The following is a 14,303-nucleotide window of genomic DNA, read 5'->3' as shown; positions in this document are numbered from 1 at the left end:
CGGACGCGACTCTCCTCGTACAGGGTTCCGCTTCGTCCGCTTCTCCATGAAAACAGACGTCGCGTCGAGCGAAGTTTCGATGTCGACCGGAGCCTCCTCCATCCACGCCCGACCTCGTGAAAGGAACGAATGACTCCATGATCATGAAACGACATTCGCGCCTCGCCGCGATCGCCCTGGCCCTGGGAGCCGCAGGAAGCCCGATGAGAGCCGATGAGCCCGCCAAGCCTTTCAAGTATCCCGACGCGCCAAGGTCGGAGACGGTCGACGACTACCACGGGACGAAGGTCCCCGATCCATACCGGCCCCTGGAAGACCCAGACTCCGACGCCACCCGCGCGTGGGTCGAGGCCGAGAACAAGGTCACCAACGCCTTCCTGAACTCCATCCCCCAGCGCGACGCCATCCGGTCCCGCGTCACCGAGCTTTGGGATTACGAGAAGTTCAGCCCCCCCGGCAAGAAGGCCGGCAAGTACTTCTTCACCCACAACACGGGCCTGCAGAACCAGTCGGTCCTGTTCGTCCTCGACACGTTCGACGCCGCGCCCCGGATGGTGCTGGATCCGAACAAACTATCGGCCGACGGCACGGTCGCCCTGGCCGGCACGGTCCCCAGCGACGACGGCGCCCGGCTGGCCTACGGCGTCGCCGAGGCGGGCTCGGACTGGAACGTCTGGAAGGTCCGCGACGTCGCCACCGGTCAGGATCTGGCCGACGAGATCCAGTGGGTCAAGTTCTCCTCCGCCGAGTGGACGCCCGACGGCAAGGGTTTCTTCTACGGCCGATTCCCCACGCCCGAGCCGGGGCAGGACCTCAAGGGGGCGAACTACTTCCAGAAGGTCTACTATCACATCCTGGGCACGCCCCAGGAGCAGGACGAGCTGGTCTGGCAGGACCCCGAGCACAAGGAATGGGAGGCCACGCCGACCGTCACCGACGACGGCAAGTACCTGATCTTCACCCTGCACAAGGGGACCGACGACAAGTACCGCGTCCTGTACCGCCCACTCGACGCTCCCAAGGCCGCGCCCGTCCACCTCGTCGGCGAGTTCGAGGCCGAATACTCGTTCATCGACAACGACGGCCCGATCTTCTGGTTCAAGACCAACAAGAACGCCGAGCGCGGCAAGGTCGTGGCGATCGACACGCGCGACCCGAAGCCCGAGAAGTGGGTCGAGGTGATCCCCGAGGCGGCCGAGACCCTGGACAACGTCGACGTCGTCGGCGACCACTTCCTGGTCAACTACCTGAAGGACGCCCACACTGTCGTCCGGGTCTTCGACCTGGCCGGCAAGCACGTCCGTGACGTGGAACTTCCCGGCCTGGGGACGGCCTCGGGCTTCGGCGGCAAGCGCAAGGACAAGGAGACGTTCTACTCGTTCACCTCGTACAACAGCCCGGCCACGATCTACCGTTACGACGTGTCGACCGGCGCCAGCACCGTCTGGCGCAAGCCGGCCTTGAAGTTCGACCCGTCGAAGTATGAGACCGTCCAGGTCTTCTACACGAGCAAGGACGGGACCAAGATCCCGATGTTCATCACCGGCCGGAAGGGCTTCCCGAAGGACGGCAAGAACCCGACGCTGCTCTACGGTTACGGCGGCTTCAACATTCCGCTGACGCCGGGCTTCTCCCCCTCGACCCTGACCTGGATGGAGATGGGGGGCCTCTACGCCGTGGCCAACCTTCGCGGCGGCGGCGAGTACGGCGAGAGCTGGCACCAGGGGGGCACCCGCCAGCGCAAGCAGAACGTCTTCGACGACTTCATCGCCGCGGCCGAATGGCTGATCGCCGAGAAGTACACGACCAAGTCCAAGCTGGCGATCTCCGGCCGGTCGAACGGCGGCCTGCTCGTCGGCGCCTGCATGACCCAGCGGCCCGACCTCTATGGCGCCTGCCTGCCGGGCGTGGGCGTGCAGGACATGCTGCGGTTCCACAAGTTCACCATCGGCTGGGCCTGGATCGACGACTACGGCTCGTCCGACAACCCCGAAGAGTTCAAAGCGCTTCACGCCTACAGCCCGCTCCACAACGTGAAGCCCGGCACCTGCTTCCCCCCCACGATGGTGACGACGGCCGACCACGACGACCGCGTCGTCCCCGCGCACAGCTTCAAGTTCGCCGCGACCCTCCAGGCCGCGCAGGCGTGCGACAACCCGGTCCTCATCCGGATCGAAACCAAGGCCGGCCACGGCGCCGGCAAGCCGACCGCCAAGGTCATCGAGGAAGCCGCCGACCAGTGGGCGTTCCTGGTGAAGGTCCTCAATGTCGAGGCTTCTCGGTGATCCCAGAAGAGATCGAAGTCGCGCCGACCCCGAGGCCCGGGGTCGGCCGCGACCTGATGCGCGGGGCCGAACTCGGCGCCTGGCTGGCGATGTTGATCGCGTTCCCGATCGCCGCGTTCGTGATGGGGGCCGCGCTCGGACTGCTACCCTTCGTCGGCAAGGCATCCTTGGACCTGGGCTTGCTGAAGTTACTGGGCCGCGGCCTGGGGTGGTGCGCCTCGGAGGTATTCCTCTTCGCTCTTCTTGGGGCGTTGTTTCGGGCTGGCTTCGGCCTGATCGCCCGCCGCGTCAGGCGTCCGACCGGCGAGCCCTTAAGATCGCCGAGACGATTTCGGGCCTGGGTGTGGGTGGCCGGCCTGGTTGTCTTCGGTTTGGCGACGGGCTGTGCGACCGCCGTCTGGATCATGCGGCGTGCTGAGGCTGAACTGGCGTCGGCAACGGCCGAGACCGACAGAATCGACCCCGACTGGCGTCTCGACGACCTCCTGGCCGCCCGGGAGGTCATCCCCGAAGACGAGGACGGTGCGATCGCCGTCGCCAAGGTCGCTGCGGAACTGCCCGGCGGCTGGCCGCCACCTCCTGACCCCGACGGCCCGGACGTCCGTGTCGCATACGACCGGGCCGTGGCGACAGATCCGGCGCGGCGACTCGATGATGAAACGGTCGACGCGCTCTTTGCCGACCTCGATGCTCGCGGCGAGACGCTCGAGGCGGCGTGGTGGATCGCCGACTACGACCGCGGACGCCATGAATTCACACTGGGCCGGGCGCTGATCGACACGCAACTCGAAGAGACCTACCGGGCGCTCGACGTCGCCCGTCTCCTTCGAGCCGACGTCCTGATCGCGGCCCACGACGGCCACCTCGACGATGCGCTCGGTTCGTGCGCCGCCGTCCTCGGGGTCGCCCAGTCGATTGGAGACGAGCCCTTCGCGAATGGCCAGTTCGTAAGAATAGCCATCGACCACATGGCAGTCGACGCCGTTGTCCGCATCCTGGCGCAGGGAGAGCCTTCCGACGAGGCGCTGGGTTCGCTTCAGGATCTTCTGGACGACGAGCGCGGCCGTCCTCGTATCTTGTACGCCCTTCGGGGTGAGCGTGCCATGTTCGTCGAACTGGTCCGCAGGGTGGCCTCTCGGGAACTACCGGTTTCCGCCATAACCGACTCGAACGGACGGGAGATGGTTTTCCCTTCACTTCACCAGATCGTGGGGACGGCGACCGTTGTGAGCGGCCGTTACCAGATGGCCGTGGCCTTGAAATGGATGAACGAGTCGATCGCCATTCTCGATCGCCCCCAGTCCGAATGGGTCGTCTCCGCGAGGGATTGGCGGGCGAGGCTTCGCGCTGCGGTGAATTCGCGCGTCGCCCCTTTTACGTCGGCTCTTCCACTGCTGCTTGCTCCTCCTCTGGATATGTACCTGACGACGGAGCTTCGCGGCCGCGCTGAGATGGCCGCCGCGACGATCCTGATCGCCGCCGAACGCCACCGCCGCGCGATGGGATTCTGGCCGGCGGCGATCGGCGAGATCTCCTCCGACATCCTCCCCACCCCTGCGCCGAGCGATCCGTTCAGCGGCGAACGTTTCCGCATGGAGCACGTCGATGGACGCCTACGCGTCTACTCCGTCGGCCCGAACCTCAAGGACGAGCATGGGACGTTCGACGCGAAGACCTGGCGCGATGGGGCTGCCGATGATCTCGGCGTCTTCGCTCTCGACCCCGACCTTCGCGGTGGGCCGCGCGAGGATGCTGAGGGTCGCAAGGTTGAATGAGTCGACGAAGGTCGCGGGTTCGTCTTGAGTGCTGCGCCCGGGGGGATCTGTAACGACGCCAAGACCGATGACGGCTAGGGTGAGGCGAAGATCAAGGAGACCGCCGAGCAGTGGACGTCCCTGGTGAAGGTTCTCAACGTCGAGGATCACCGATGAGCGAAGGCGAGACGACGCCTTCCGCCGTCCGCGTGCCGTCTCCGTTGGGCGACGGCATGCGGATCTCGCTACTGATCATTGCCGCCGTCGCCTCGCTGGAGGTGATCACGGCGGTCGTGTTATTGGTTCTGGTAGTCCTCTTCGCCGTGGCTCTCGCGCCGCTGGAGAGCCCCGGCGATCGGCTTGCCCGACTGACGGACATGCTCCTGACTGCGTTTAGGCGTCAGCCCAGCTTCCTGCTTATTCCCCCTGTGCTCATGGGGGTGGTCTTCTGGCTCATGCACCCTCTGATCGTATTGCTGGAGCGATACGAACAGGACGCTCAGCGGAAGCGGCGGGCGCCGCCGAGGCCGCCGAACTGGAAACGGTTCCTCCTTGCTGTCCTGGGGCTTCTTCCTTTCCTCTTCCTGGCGATCTTCATCCCGGCCTGGATGCTCGCCGCTCGGATCGAGGCCGTGTCCGCGAGGCTCGATCGGCTCGCGCCTGGGTGGCGGTTGGAGCAACAGGTTGCGAACCTCGAAGCCGTCCCTGAAGCCGAGGACGCGACCCGCGTTCTCACGGACGCGGTTGCGAAACTGCCGATCGGCTGGAAGGGCGTCGACCTCATGAAGGAAGGAGACTGGTCGCTTTCGCTCGACCAGGCGACGGCCGCCAAAGTCCGCGTTTCGATCGATGCCGCTCCCGAAGCCCTCGCCGTCGCCCGCAGGCTCGCGGACTATGAACGTGGGCGCGGCTTCGTGACGATGGGGAGGGCCTTGTGGGAAGGCGAGGACGCCCAAATTCTCCAGGCGAAAGCGGTCCGATGTCTCCTGGACGGCGATGCAGCGCTTGCGGTCGAGGCCGGCGACCTTGATCGAGTGGTGGAGGACGGCCTTGCGCTGCTGGGTGCCGCGCGAGCGTTCGGAGATTCGCCGTCGGGCCTGTCTCAGGCCTTGCGCAGGTTGCTGGCGCTTCGCGCGGGGGGCTGGATCGAGCGGGCACTGGTTCGGGGAGAGCCGTCGAGCGACCTCCTGACGCGGGCGCAGGCTGCGATCCTTCACGAACACCGGTATGCCCAGGCGCTGACGACCATTAAGGCTAACCTGGGGCGAAACTTCGAGATGTTCCGTCGTGTCGGCTCTGATGAATACTCGTTCGACGCGGATGTAGGAATGTATGAGTCCGGCAGGGGGATGGATCATGCGAGGTTTCTGCTGCCGCCTTTGACCCTGTGGTTCGGCTGGCACAGAGCGCTTCTCCTGGAGTGGTCGAGCGATCTGCTGGCGATCCTGGAGCGGCCCGAGTCCGATTGGAGCGAAGCGGCGAAGGCGTGGGAAGTCCGCGCGAGCCAGGTTAGAGGTCAGTGGATTCGGCCTCTACTGGCTGAGACATTTCCCTCGTTGCAACGAAAGATCGTCGACGGGGAACTTCGTCGACGGGCCGGGTTGGGCGTGGTCGCCGTCCTGCTGGCGGCCGAGCGTCACCGTCGCGCTGCGGGCACCTGGCCGAAATCGGTGGCCGAGATCGGGGCGGAGTTCCTTCCGGATCAGCCCCTTGATCCCTACAACGGCGAGGCGTTTCACGTCGAGCACGTCGACGGCCGTTTTCGCGTGTATTCCGTCGGCCCGAATCGGCGTGACGAACACGGATCGTACGACAAGGTGAAGTGGGACCGGGAGTCAACCGACGACGATGTCGGCGCGTCCGCCCACGATCCCGCACTCCGCGGTCGGTCCGCCGAGGGCGGGCCGTGAGCCCAGGCGAAGGTCAAAGGGCGGGAGAGCGTCTGGAGCGTTGGCTCGTCTCCTGGGGATGGGCCGCGCTGATCGCGATTACGGCGTTGATTCTCTTCGCCGGTGCGATGGGATACGTCGTCCACCTGACGCTGGGGCGGCTCGATCGCGCGGCGGCCGCGGCCGAGCGCGACGACCCCTACTGGCGGTTGACCAATCCGAACGACGGTCGCGAGGTCGTGCCGGACGACGCCAATGCGGCGATCGTCGTCGCTGAGGCGTCGGCGATGCTGCCCAAGACTTGGCCTCCCGACGCCAGCCGCTCGAGCAGCATTCCGGTGTCCGAGGCGGATTGGGACGTCGAACGAGCCTTCGATCGCCTCTCGATCCACGACTTCACCGGCACTCCTCGCCGTCTTGATGAACCTACGGCCCAGATCCTTCGCGACGAGTTGTCGCGGCGTTCTTCGGCTCTCGCAAAGGCTCGCAAACTCGTCGCTCTTCCTCGCGGTCATTTCGGACTGACCCCGGGAAAGCTCGTGTATGAGTACGAAGATGACGTGTGGGAACGGAACTGCGAGTGGCGGATACTGAGGCTTCTGCAAGCGGACGCCGCGGTCGCGGTGTTCGACGGTCGGTTCGACGACGCGATCTCATCCTGTCGGGCGATGCTCGGCGTGGTGCGGGCGATCGGCGACGAGCCGTTCGCCTGGTCGCAGGAGCGTCGGATGCGCTTCGCGGAGACCGCGGCGCATCTGGCCGTGCGGATCCTCGCCCTGGGCGAACCTTCGCTCGACGCGATGGCCGCTCTTCAGCGCGACCTTCTCGCAGAGCGGGATTGGCCCTGGGCGCGACACTTGCTGCGCGGCGAACGTGCATCGCTGTTCGAATCGCTCCGATATCGGGACGCCCGGGCCAGAGGGCTCGTCGCGTTCCCCACGCGGTTGCTGAGTTCCGGCCACTGCGCCGAGTCGCTGGAATGGATGGCCGAGCTTCGCGCTCTCGCCGATCGGCCTGAGCCCGATCAACTCGCCGGGCTGGAAGCTTTGCGGGAACGCATCGCGGAGTTCCCGAATTCACGGCTCGTCGGTTTCGCGCAAACCGCCGCGTACGCGTTGATGGCCGATCGCGTGGCGAGGGCCTTTGCAGAAGCGATTCGCAGCAGGGCCCGCCTTGGCGCGACAGTCATCCTGATCGCCGCCGAACGCCATCGCCGCGCGACGGGCGCCTGGCCGACGACTGTCGCCGAGATCTCCAAGGCGATCCTCCCCAATCCGCCGCTCGACCCTTATACCGGCCGACCCTATCACATCCTCCGCGTCGACGACGGTCTGCGCGTCTATTCGGTCGGGCCGAACCGGCTCGACGAGAACGGCGCGGCTTCTGTGGAGAACGTGGACGACGTCGCCGCGATCGGTTTCGACGTCGACCAGCGGAATCAAGCGCCGGTGGATCAGCCGACGCCCGAGTCTGAGGAACCCTGATCCGATCGCTGCCCGCTCGACCTGGCCTTGCGGCTCTGTTAGCCTCCAGAGGATGTGCGAGGGCGGGCCCGCGAGGGGCTCGCCGGGGCCGTTTTGACGGCCGGCGGAGGCGACGGCGATGGACAGGGTGTTGGCCGTCGGCGAGGTCCTCTGGGATCTCTTGCCGGGCGGGAAGCAACTCGGCGGCGCGCCGGGGAATTTCGCCTACCAGTGCCGATCGCTGGGGGCGGACGCTCGGCTGGTCACGAGAGTCGGCGACGACGACCTCGGGCGCGAGGTTCTTGACCGCTTCCGCGCGCTGGGCTTGCCCACTGACGGCGTCGAGATCGACCCCATCGCCCCCACGGGAACGGTCTCCGTCGAGCTGGACGCCGACGGCCAGCCGCGTTACACGATCCACGAGAACGTCGCCTGGGATCGGATCGCCGCCGATGCGACGGCCCTCCGCCACGCCGCTGAGGCGGACGCGATCTGTTTCGGCAGCCTCGCCCAGCGCGGGCCGGTCTCGCGCGAGGCGATCGCCCGGCTGGTCGACGCCGCGAAGCCCGGGGCGCTTCGGATCTTCGACGTCAATCTCCGGCCTCCCTTCATCGACCGCGAGGTGATCGAGCGGTCCCTGGAGCGGGCGAACGTCGTGAAGCTGAACGACCACGAACTGGCCACGCTGGCCGAGATGTTCGGCCTGATCGGCGAGCCTCGCGAACTCGTCGCGGCGCTCGTCGATGGGTTTGACCTCCGAGTCGCGGCCGTGACGCGGGGGACGGCCGGCAGCCTCCTGTTCCGCGACGGCGAGTGGTCCGACCATCCGGGGATCCCCGTCGAGGTCGTCGACACGATCGGCGCGGGCGACTCCTTCACCGCGGCGATGACGGTCGGCCTGCTGGCGGGGCGGCCGCTCGACGAGATCAACGGGCGGGCCAACGCCGTGGCCGCTTTCGTCTGCACCCAACCGGGGGGGACGCCCGCGCTCCCGGCGTCGCTCCTCGCCGGGCTTTGATTCACCTCCGGAGGTTCGCTTGGACGTCTCCTTCGACCGCTCGACGCCCGCCGGCTCGGCCGGCGACCGCTCGCTCTCTGGGCCTTTGCTGTTCGCCACGTTCGTCGCCAGCCTGGGCGGCCTGCTGTTCGGCCTGGACGTGGCGATCATGTCGGGGACGACCGACGCGCTCACGACGGTCTTCGGCCTCACCGGCATCACACTTGGCTTCACCATCGCCAGCGCCCCGCTGGGGACGGTGCTGGGCTCGTTGATGGCGAGCAAGCCGGCCGACGACTGGGGGCGCCGTCCGCTCCTGGCCGTGCTGGCGATCTTCTACCTCGTCTCGGCCGGCGGCTGCGCGCTGGCCTGGGATTGGTGGTCGCTGCTGGCGTTTCGGATTCTGGGCGGCCTGGCGGTCGGCGCGGCCTCGGTGATCGCCCCGCTCTACATCACCGAGATCGCACCCGCCAAGTATCGAGGGCGGTTGGTGGCCGCGGTGCAATTCAACATCGTGCTGGGCATTCTGCTGGCCTTCCTGTCGAACTTCCTCATCGCGCGGTTGGATCTGGGGGCGAACGACTGGCGCTGGATGCTGGGCATCCAGGTCGTGCCTTCGGCGGTCTTCTTTGTGCTCGCCTTCATGATCCCGGAGAGCCCCCGATGGCTGGTGGCGCGGGGGAGGGATGAAGAGGCCCGCCGCGTGCTGTTGAAGATCGGCGCCGACGAGGCCGTGGACGCCGAGATCGCCGACATCCGCGAGTCGCTCAAGACGGCCGGCGAAGGGGACCAGGACGCGCTCTTCCAGCGGGCCTACCTCAAGCCGATCCTGCTGGCCACGGCCATCGCGGCGTTCAACCAGCTTTCGGGGATCAACGCGGTCCTCTACTACGCCCCCGCGGTCTTCAAGATGGCCGGTTCCGGAGGAGACGCGGCGCTCTTGCAGTCGGTGGTGGTCGGCGGGACGAACCTGGTCTTCACGATGCTGGCGATGACGATCATCGACCGCTTCGGCCGTCGCTTCCTGATGCTCGTCGGCTCGATCGGCTACATCCTGAGTCTCTCGGCGACGGCCTGGGCCTTCTACACGTACGGGACGAACTTCACGGGCGTCGGCGCCTGGGTGGTGCTGGGGGGGATCCTGGTCTTCATCGCCTCGCACGCGTTTGGTCAGGGGGCTGTGATCTGGGTCTACATCAGCGAGGTCTTCCCGAACCGCGTCCGCGCCAAGGGCCAGGCGTTGGGGAGCGTGGTCCACTGGATCGGGGCGCTGGCGATCACCCAGACCTTCCCGATGATCGCCGAGAAGTCGGGCGGCCACGCCTTCGCCTTCTACGCGGCGATGATGGTCTTGCAGCTTCTCTGGGTCCTCTTCGTCATGCCCGAGACCAAGGGCGTGCCGCTGGAAGAGCTTCAGAAGGAGTTGGGCCTGTCGCACACGACCAAGGAAGCGAGCCTCTCATGATCAATCGTCGAGACTTTCTGGGAGCCGCCGGCGCGCTGGGCGTGGGCGCGGCGGGGATGTCGCGGGCCGCCGGCGCGAGGACGTCGGCCGCCGTCGGGGCGACGGTGGACGTCCTGCTGAACGAGCCGATCGGGACGATCAAGCCGGAGATCTACAGCCACTTCACCGAGCACATCGGCGGCGTGATCTACGACGGCATCTGGGTCGGCGAGGATTCCAAGGTCGAGAACATCGGCGGGATCCGCAAGAAGCTGGTCGACCACATGCATCGGCTGGGCAAGGTGGTGATCCGCTGGCCCGGAGGCTGCTTCGCCGATTCCTACCACTGGCGCGACGGCATCGGTCCGAGGGACAAACGCCCCCGACGCTTCGGCCGCTGGCGCGAGGTGACTGAGTCGAACGCCTTTGGCACCCACGAGTTCATGAAGTTCTGCCGGCTCTGCGGGGATACGCCCTACTTCGCGGCGAACGTCGGGGCCGGCTCGCCGACCGAGTTCCAGAACTGGGTCGAGTATTGCAACGGCCCCGCCGGGTCCACCACGCTGGCCGACGAGCGCGTCGCCAACGGAGACCCGGACCCGTTCAAGATCGCCTATTGGGGCGTCGGCAATGAGAGCTGGGGCTGCGGCGGCAAGTACACGCCCGAAGACTACTGCAAGGAGTACCGCAAGTTCACCGAGTGGGTTCCTGAGTACGGTGTGAAGCTCTACCTGACCGCCGCCGGCCCCAACAGCAACGACCTCGACTGGACCCGTCGCTTCTTCGCCAAGTGGCGCGACGGGGCCATCGCCCCGCTGCACGGCTTCGCCGCCCACTACTACTGCGGCACGACGGGCCACGCCTTGAAGTTCGACGTCGACCAGTGGTACGAGATGCTCCACAAGGCGAACTACATGGAGACCCTCGTCCGCGAGCAGTGGGCCGTGATGGGCGAGTTCGACCGCGAGCATAAGGTGAAGCTCGTCATCGACGAATGGGGCGCCTGGCACCCGGCGGGGACCGAGATCAACAAGGCGCACCTCTTCGAGCAGATGGGCTGCCTCCGCGACGCCCTCGTCGCCGGGCTGACGCTCGACGTCTTCAACCGCCACGCCGATAAGATCGACATGGCGAACGTCGCGCAGCTCATCAACAACATCCACTCGCTCTTCCTGGCCGACGGCGACAAGTTCGTCTGCACGCCGAACTTCCACGTCTTCGAGATGTATCGCGCTCACCATGGGGCCAGGAGCCTGAAGGTCGTCGCCGAGGCCCCGGACGTCCCCTTCAAGATCAAGGGGCGCGACGAGAAGCTCTTCCGCGTGGCCGGCTCGGCCTCGTCGTCGGACTCGAAGAAGGTCACGATCACCCTGGTCCACACCCACGCCTCGGAGCCCGTCGAGGTCGACGTTCGGCTCAAGGGGGGCGAGGCCGCTTCGGTGGGCAAGGTTGTTCTGACGCACAAGGAGTTGAACGCCCACAACACGTTCGAGGCCCCCGACGTCGTGACGCCGAAGTCCGCCGAGACGGACCTCAAGGGGGGCTCGTTCCGCGTCGTCCTCGACCCGGCCTCGATCACGCGGCTGGACGTGACGTTGGCCTGAGTGCAGCCTTTCGCGCCGGGCGTCTCGCGAATGCGGGGCGGCCGGCTCGCATGCGCGGAGTCGAGACGTTAGGCTGGAGGCGATCGGACGTCGTACGGTTGTCCGTTGATCGCCCTCGGCCTGCGAGACCCGTCCATGTTTTGGCTCAACAACAACCCCGTGCTCAACCGCGAGCTGTTGACCACGCTGCGGTCTCCGCGGTCGTTCTTGCTCCAGTTCGCCTACGTCTCGCTGCTCGGGGCGTTGGTCTATTTCTACTGGCCGGCGGGGGTGGACGAAGGGTCGCGGATGGTCGGCCCGGGCGTGGCCAAGCGGCTGTATGACATCTTCTTCCTCGGCCAGTTCTGCCTCGTCGCACTGATGGCGCCGACGTTCGCGGCGGGGAGCATCTCGGGCGAGAGGGAGCGGAAGACGTATGAGATGCTCCTGGTCAGCCCGCTGCGGCCGAGCACCATCCTCGTCGGCAAGCTGCTCAGCTCGCTCTCGTACCTGGTGATCCTGATCCTCTCCAGCCTGCCGTTGATGATCCTCTGCTACCTGCTGGGGGGGCTTCTGCTGTCGGAGATCGCGCGGAGCTACATCGTGCTGATCCTGGCGGCGGGGACGTTCGGGCTCCTCAGCCTGGCCTGTTCCAGCAGCTTCAGCCGGACCAGTTCCGCGCTGCTGGTGAGCTACCTGGTCGTTCTGCCGCTGGCGGGGCTCTGCTTGATGCTGACGCGCGCCGAGGACCCCACCACGCGCGACTTCGCCTCCGTGGCCGTTTTGCCGCCGGTCTGCCTGATGATCTGGACGACGGTCGGCATCGTGGTGGTCAACCGCCTGCTACGGCCGAGCGACGTGGGCGGGCAGGGGGGAGGCGTGGTCGACGAGGAGGAGGAGATGAAGGGCGCCATCGGCGTCGTCATCGACCGCGACGCCTTCCCGGACAAGCTCTTCGCCCCCGCGAAGCGGACCGACCTGATGCCCGACGGAACCAACCCGGTCCTCGACAAGGAGCTTCGCAGCGAGATCTTCAGCCAGGGGACGTTGATGCTCCGGGTGGTGATCCAGGTGAGCATGCTGCTGTCCATCCCGCTGATGGCCGGTCTGCTGTTCCTGCGGTCGGAACTCGCGGGGTACTACGTGGCGTATGTCGTGACGTTCAACCTCCTGGTCGGCCCGGTCTTCTCCGCCGGGAGCATCACCCAGGAGCGCGAACGCCAGACGCTGGCGCTCCTGCTGACCACGCTGCTGACGCCCGGCCGGATCGTGCTGGCGAAGCTCCTGGCCGCGCTTCGGGTCTCGACCGTGCTGACGTTCCTGCTGACCGAGCAGATCCTGCTGGCCTACGTCATGCTGCCGGAACTGCGGAACCGATTCTGGACGCTGGTCGTCTTCCTGCTGATCATCGCCGTGACGTGCCTGACGACCACGGCGGCCGGCCTGATGTGCTCGTCGCTGGCGCGGCGAACCTCGACGGCGATGGTCATGTCGTACCTGCTGCTGATGGCCCTGTTCGTTCTGCCGATCGGCGTGCGGTGGTATGTGCAGGGCGTCGCACAGGAGCGAGGGGTGACTCCCGAGCAGTTGGCGACCCTGACCATCACCAGCCCTTACGCCGCCGCGGCGAGCGTTCCCATGCACACGTATGACTCCAGCGGCCGCTGGGCGGGAGGGAAGATCGACGTTGTCACCCCACCGCTGGCCGTCTTCCCCGGCGATTGGGTCGCGCCGGTCTGGCTCGTCTACCTCGTCGTCTGCCCGATTCTGGGCCTTGTCTTCTCGATCGTCGCCTGGGTGGCCTTCCGCTGGCGATGGTGGCGTGCTGGGGCGGGGCTGTAGAATCGAAGGACGCCGTCTGACCTTGCCAAGGAGTCGACCGCCATGTCCGCCAAAGAACGCTTCTGCGTCCTGATTGAAGAACTCGTCAGCCGGTTCGAGGCAGGGCTCCAGGGGACGGAGTGGGTCACCCGACGCTATCCCAAGCGGCTTCGTGACGACGACCGCCAGCTCTTTGAAGTGCCAGCCCTCTATCTTCAGAAAGGAACGATCAAGCTGCTGCTCGACCCGATCGGCTACGACGTTCCGGGGGCGGAGGCTGCGGCGGACATCTACCAGATGCCCGGCTACGACCCGACGGCCAGCCTCTTTTTCGAGGACGGTCGTTGGACCGTCGACCTCACCCTGCCGTCGAGCGAGGAGTTCCCGAACCCCCCGGAGATGTCGGCTCTACCTCTCAATCCGACCACGATCAACCAGGTGCTCGACACGATTGCCGAATATGCCGTACCGTCGTTTTGACTGGCACGACTACATCACCCAGGTTTGGCGCGAATACAGGTCGGTTCGCGTGGCGGCAGACTATTACATCAACGCCGTCGTCGCAGCCCCCGATCTCCTCACTCGCGACGGCGAAGCCAGGAAAAGCCTACGCCGCGCCGAAGCGAACCTCGAAGGCACATACATCGTGCGACTATTCGCGTCGTTCGAGGCGGCCCTGCGCTCCTACGATCGAGCAAGACACAAGGATCCCGACAGGATCACCGATGCAAGCGCGATGATCGATGAGATCGGCGGTAGGAAGGGCCGAGGCATCGAAGCGAAGATCCGCGACGGCGCGCACGACGTGCGTCGAGTCCGTAACTACTGGGCGCACGACGCCGACGGCGATCCCGCGCCCATGCCCATCGATGAGGCTCGTTCGCGGCTCCAGGCCTTCCTCTCGGCGTTGCCTGACGAGTGGGAGTGAACGTCCTTGCCGGTGTCCGCTCACCCGACAAGGTTTTCGCCAGTTCCGTATTTGCCCTTGCCTTCCGGGCTGGGTTCTGGAATAAGGCGGGCGTGGGGCGCGAGGGTTGCGCCTGGAGGATGCACCGGGACGGATTCTC

The 14,303-nt window shown here is 66.4% G+C and carries 10 protein-coding genes; all 10 read left to right on the top strand.

The window, feature by feature from the left end; translation table 11 throughout:
• Positions 1 to 143 precede the first annotated feature (143 nt).
• The 10 genes from G5C50_RS08180 (at position 144) to G5C50_RS08135 (ending at position 14,164) form a co-directional block, all read left to right on the top strand.
• On the top strand, positions 144 to 2,285 hold the full coding sequence (locus tag G5C50_RS08180; protein ID WP_240907014.1) for a prolyl oligopeptidase family serine peptidase: 2,142 nt from the start codon (positions 144 to 146) through the stop codon (positions 2,283 to 2,285).
• On the top strand, positions 2,282 to 4,060 hold the full coding sequence (locus G5C50_RS08175; RefSeq protein WP_165067617.1) for a hypothetical protein: 1,779 nt from the start codon (positions 2,282 to 2,284) through the stop codon (positions 4,058 to 4,060). The genes G5C50_RS08180 and G5C50_RS08175 overlap by 4 nt, the downstream gene beginning before the upstream one ends.
• A 152-nt stretch (positions 4,061 to 4,212) precedes the next feature.
• The gene (locus G5C50_RS08170; RefSeq protein ID WP_165067613.1) at positions 4,213 to 5,949 is read left to right on the top strand and encodes a hypothetical protein; all 1,737 of its coding nucleotides are present in this window, start codon (positions 4,213 to 4,215) and stop codon (positions 5,947 to 5,949) included.
• Positions 5,946 to 7,412: a hypothetical protein gene (locus tag G5C50_RS08165; protein ID WP_165067611.1), complete on the top strand. Its 1,467-nt coding sequence runs from the start codon at positions 5,946 to 5,948 to the stop codon at positions 7,410 to 7,412. Before G5C50_RS08170 ends, G5C50_RS08165 begins: the two co-directional genes overlap by 4 nt.
• A 118-nt stretch (positions 7,413 to 7,530) precedes the next feature.
• Positions 7,531 to 8,409, top strand: a complete 879-nt coding sequence (locus G5C50_RS08160; protein ID WP_165067609.1) for a carbohydrate kinase family protein — start codon at positions 7,531 to 7,533, stop codon at positions 8,407 to 8,409.
• A gap of 19 nt (positions 8,410 to 8,428) precedes the next feature.
• Positions 8,429 to 9,853 (top strand): sugar porter family MFS transporter, encoded by a 1,425-nt coding sequence (locus tag G5C50_RS08155; RefSeq protein ID WP_165067607.1) that lies wholly within the window; start codon positions 8,429 to 8,431, stop codon positions 9,851 to 9,853.
• Positions 9,850 to 11,436 carry an alpha-N-arabinofuranosidase gene (locus tag G5C50_RS08150; RefSeq protein ID WP_165067605.1) on the top strand — a complete coding sequence of 529 codons (1,587 nt, stop codon included), beginning with the start codon at positions 9,850 to 9,852 and terminating at the stop codon, positions 11,434 to 11,436. The genes G5C50_RS08155 and G5C50_RS08150 overlap by 4 nt, the downstream gene beginning before the upstream one ends.
• Positions 11,437 to 11,571: 135 nt before the next feature.
• Positions 11,572 to 13,257: an ABC transporter permease gene (locus tag G5C50_RS08145; RefSeq protein WP_165067602.1), complete on the top strand. Its 1,686-nt coding sequence runs from the start codon at positions 11,572 to 11,574 to the stop codon at positions 13,255 to 13,257.
• Positions 13,258 to 13,299: 42 nt separating this feature from the next.
• Positions 13,300 to 13,716: a hypothetical protein gene (locus G5C50_RS08140; protein ID WP_165067599.1), complete on the top strand. Its 417-nt coding sequence runs from the start codon at positions 13,300 to 13,302 to the stop codon at positions 13,714 to 13,716.
• Positions 13,697 to 14,164 (top strand): hypothetical protein, encoded by a 468-nt coding sequence (locus G5C50_RS08135; RefSeq protein ID WP_165067596.1) that lies wholly within the window; start codon positions 13,697 to 13,699, stop codon positions 14,162 to 14,164. The genes G5C50_RS08140 and G5C50_RS08135 overlap by 20 nt, the downstream gene beginning before the upstream one ends.
• Positions 14,165 to 14,303 lie beyond the last annotated feature (139 nt).

Source organism: Paludisphaera rhizosphaerae (assembly GCF_011065895.1).
GTDB lineage: Bacteria > Planctomycetota > Planctomycetia > Isosphaerales > Isosphaeraceae > Paludisphaera > Paludisphaera rhizosphaerae.
Note: the sequence above shows the minus strand (reverse complement) of the source record. Positions and strands in the feature narration are given on the sequence as shown.

Coding starts and splice junctions, on each gene's coding strand:
- G5C50_RS08180 (WP_240907014.1), top strand. CDS start 144: ATGAAACGACATTCGCGCCTCGCCGCGATCGCCCTGGCCCTGGGAGCC.
- G5C50_RS08170 (WP_165067613.1), top strand. CDS start 4,213: ATGAGCGAAGGCGAGACGACGCCTTCCGCCGTCCGCGTGCCGTCTCCG.
- G5C50_RS08160 (WP_165067609.1), top strand. CDS start 7,531: ATGGACAGGGTGTTGGCCGTCGGCGAGGTCCTCTGGGATCTCTTGCCG.
- G5C50_RS08150 (WP_165067605.1), top strand. CDS start 9,850: ATGATCAATCGTCGAGACTTTCTGGGAGCCGCCGGCGCGCTGGGCGTG.
- G5C50_RS08145 (WP_165067602.1), top strand. CDS start 11,572: ATGTTTTGGCTCAACAACAACCCCGTGCTCAACCGCGAGCTGTTGACC.
- G5C50_RS08140 (WP_165067599.1), top strand. CDS start 13,300: ATGTCCGCCAAAGAACGCTTCTGCGTCCTGATTGAAGAACTCGTCAGC.
- G5C50_RS08135 (WP_165067596.1), top strand. CDS start 13,697: ATGCCGTACCGTCGTTTTGACTGGCACGACTACATCACCCAGGTTTGG.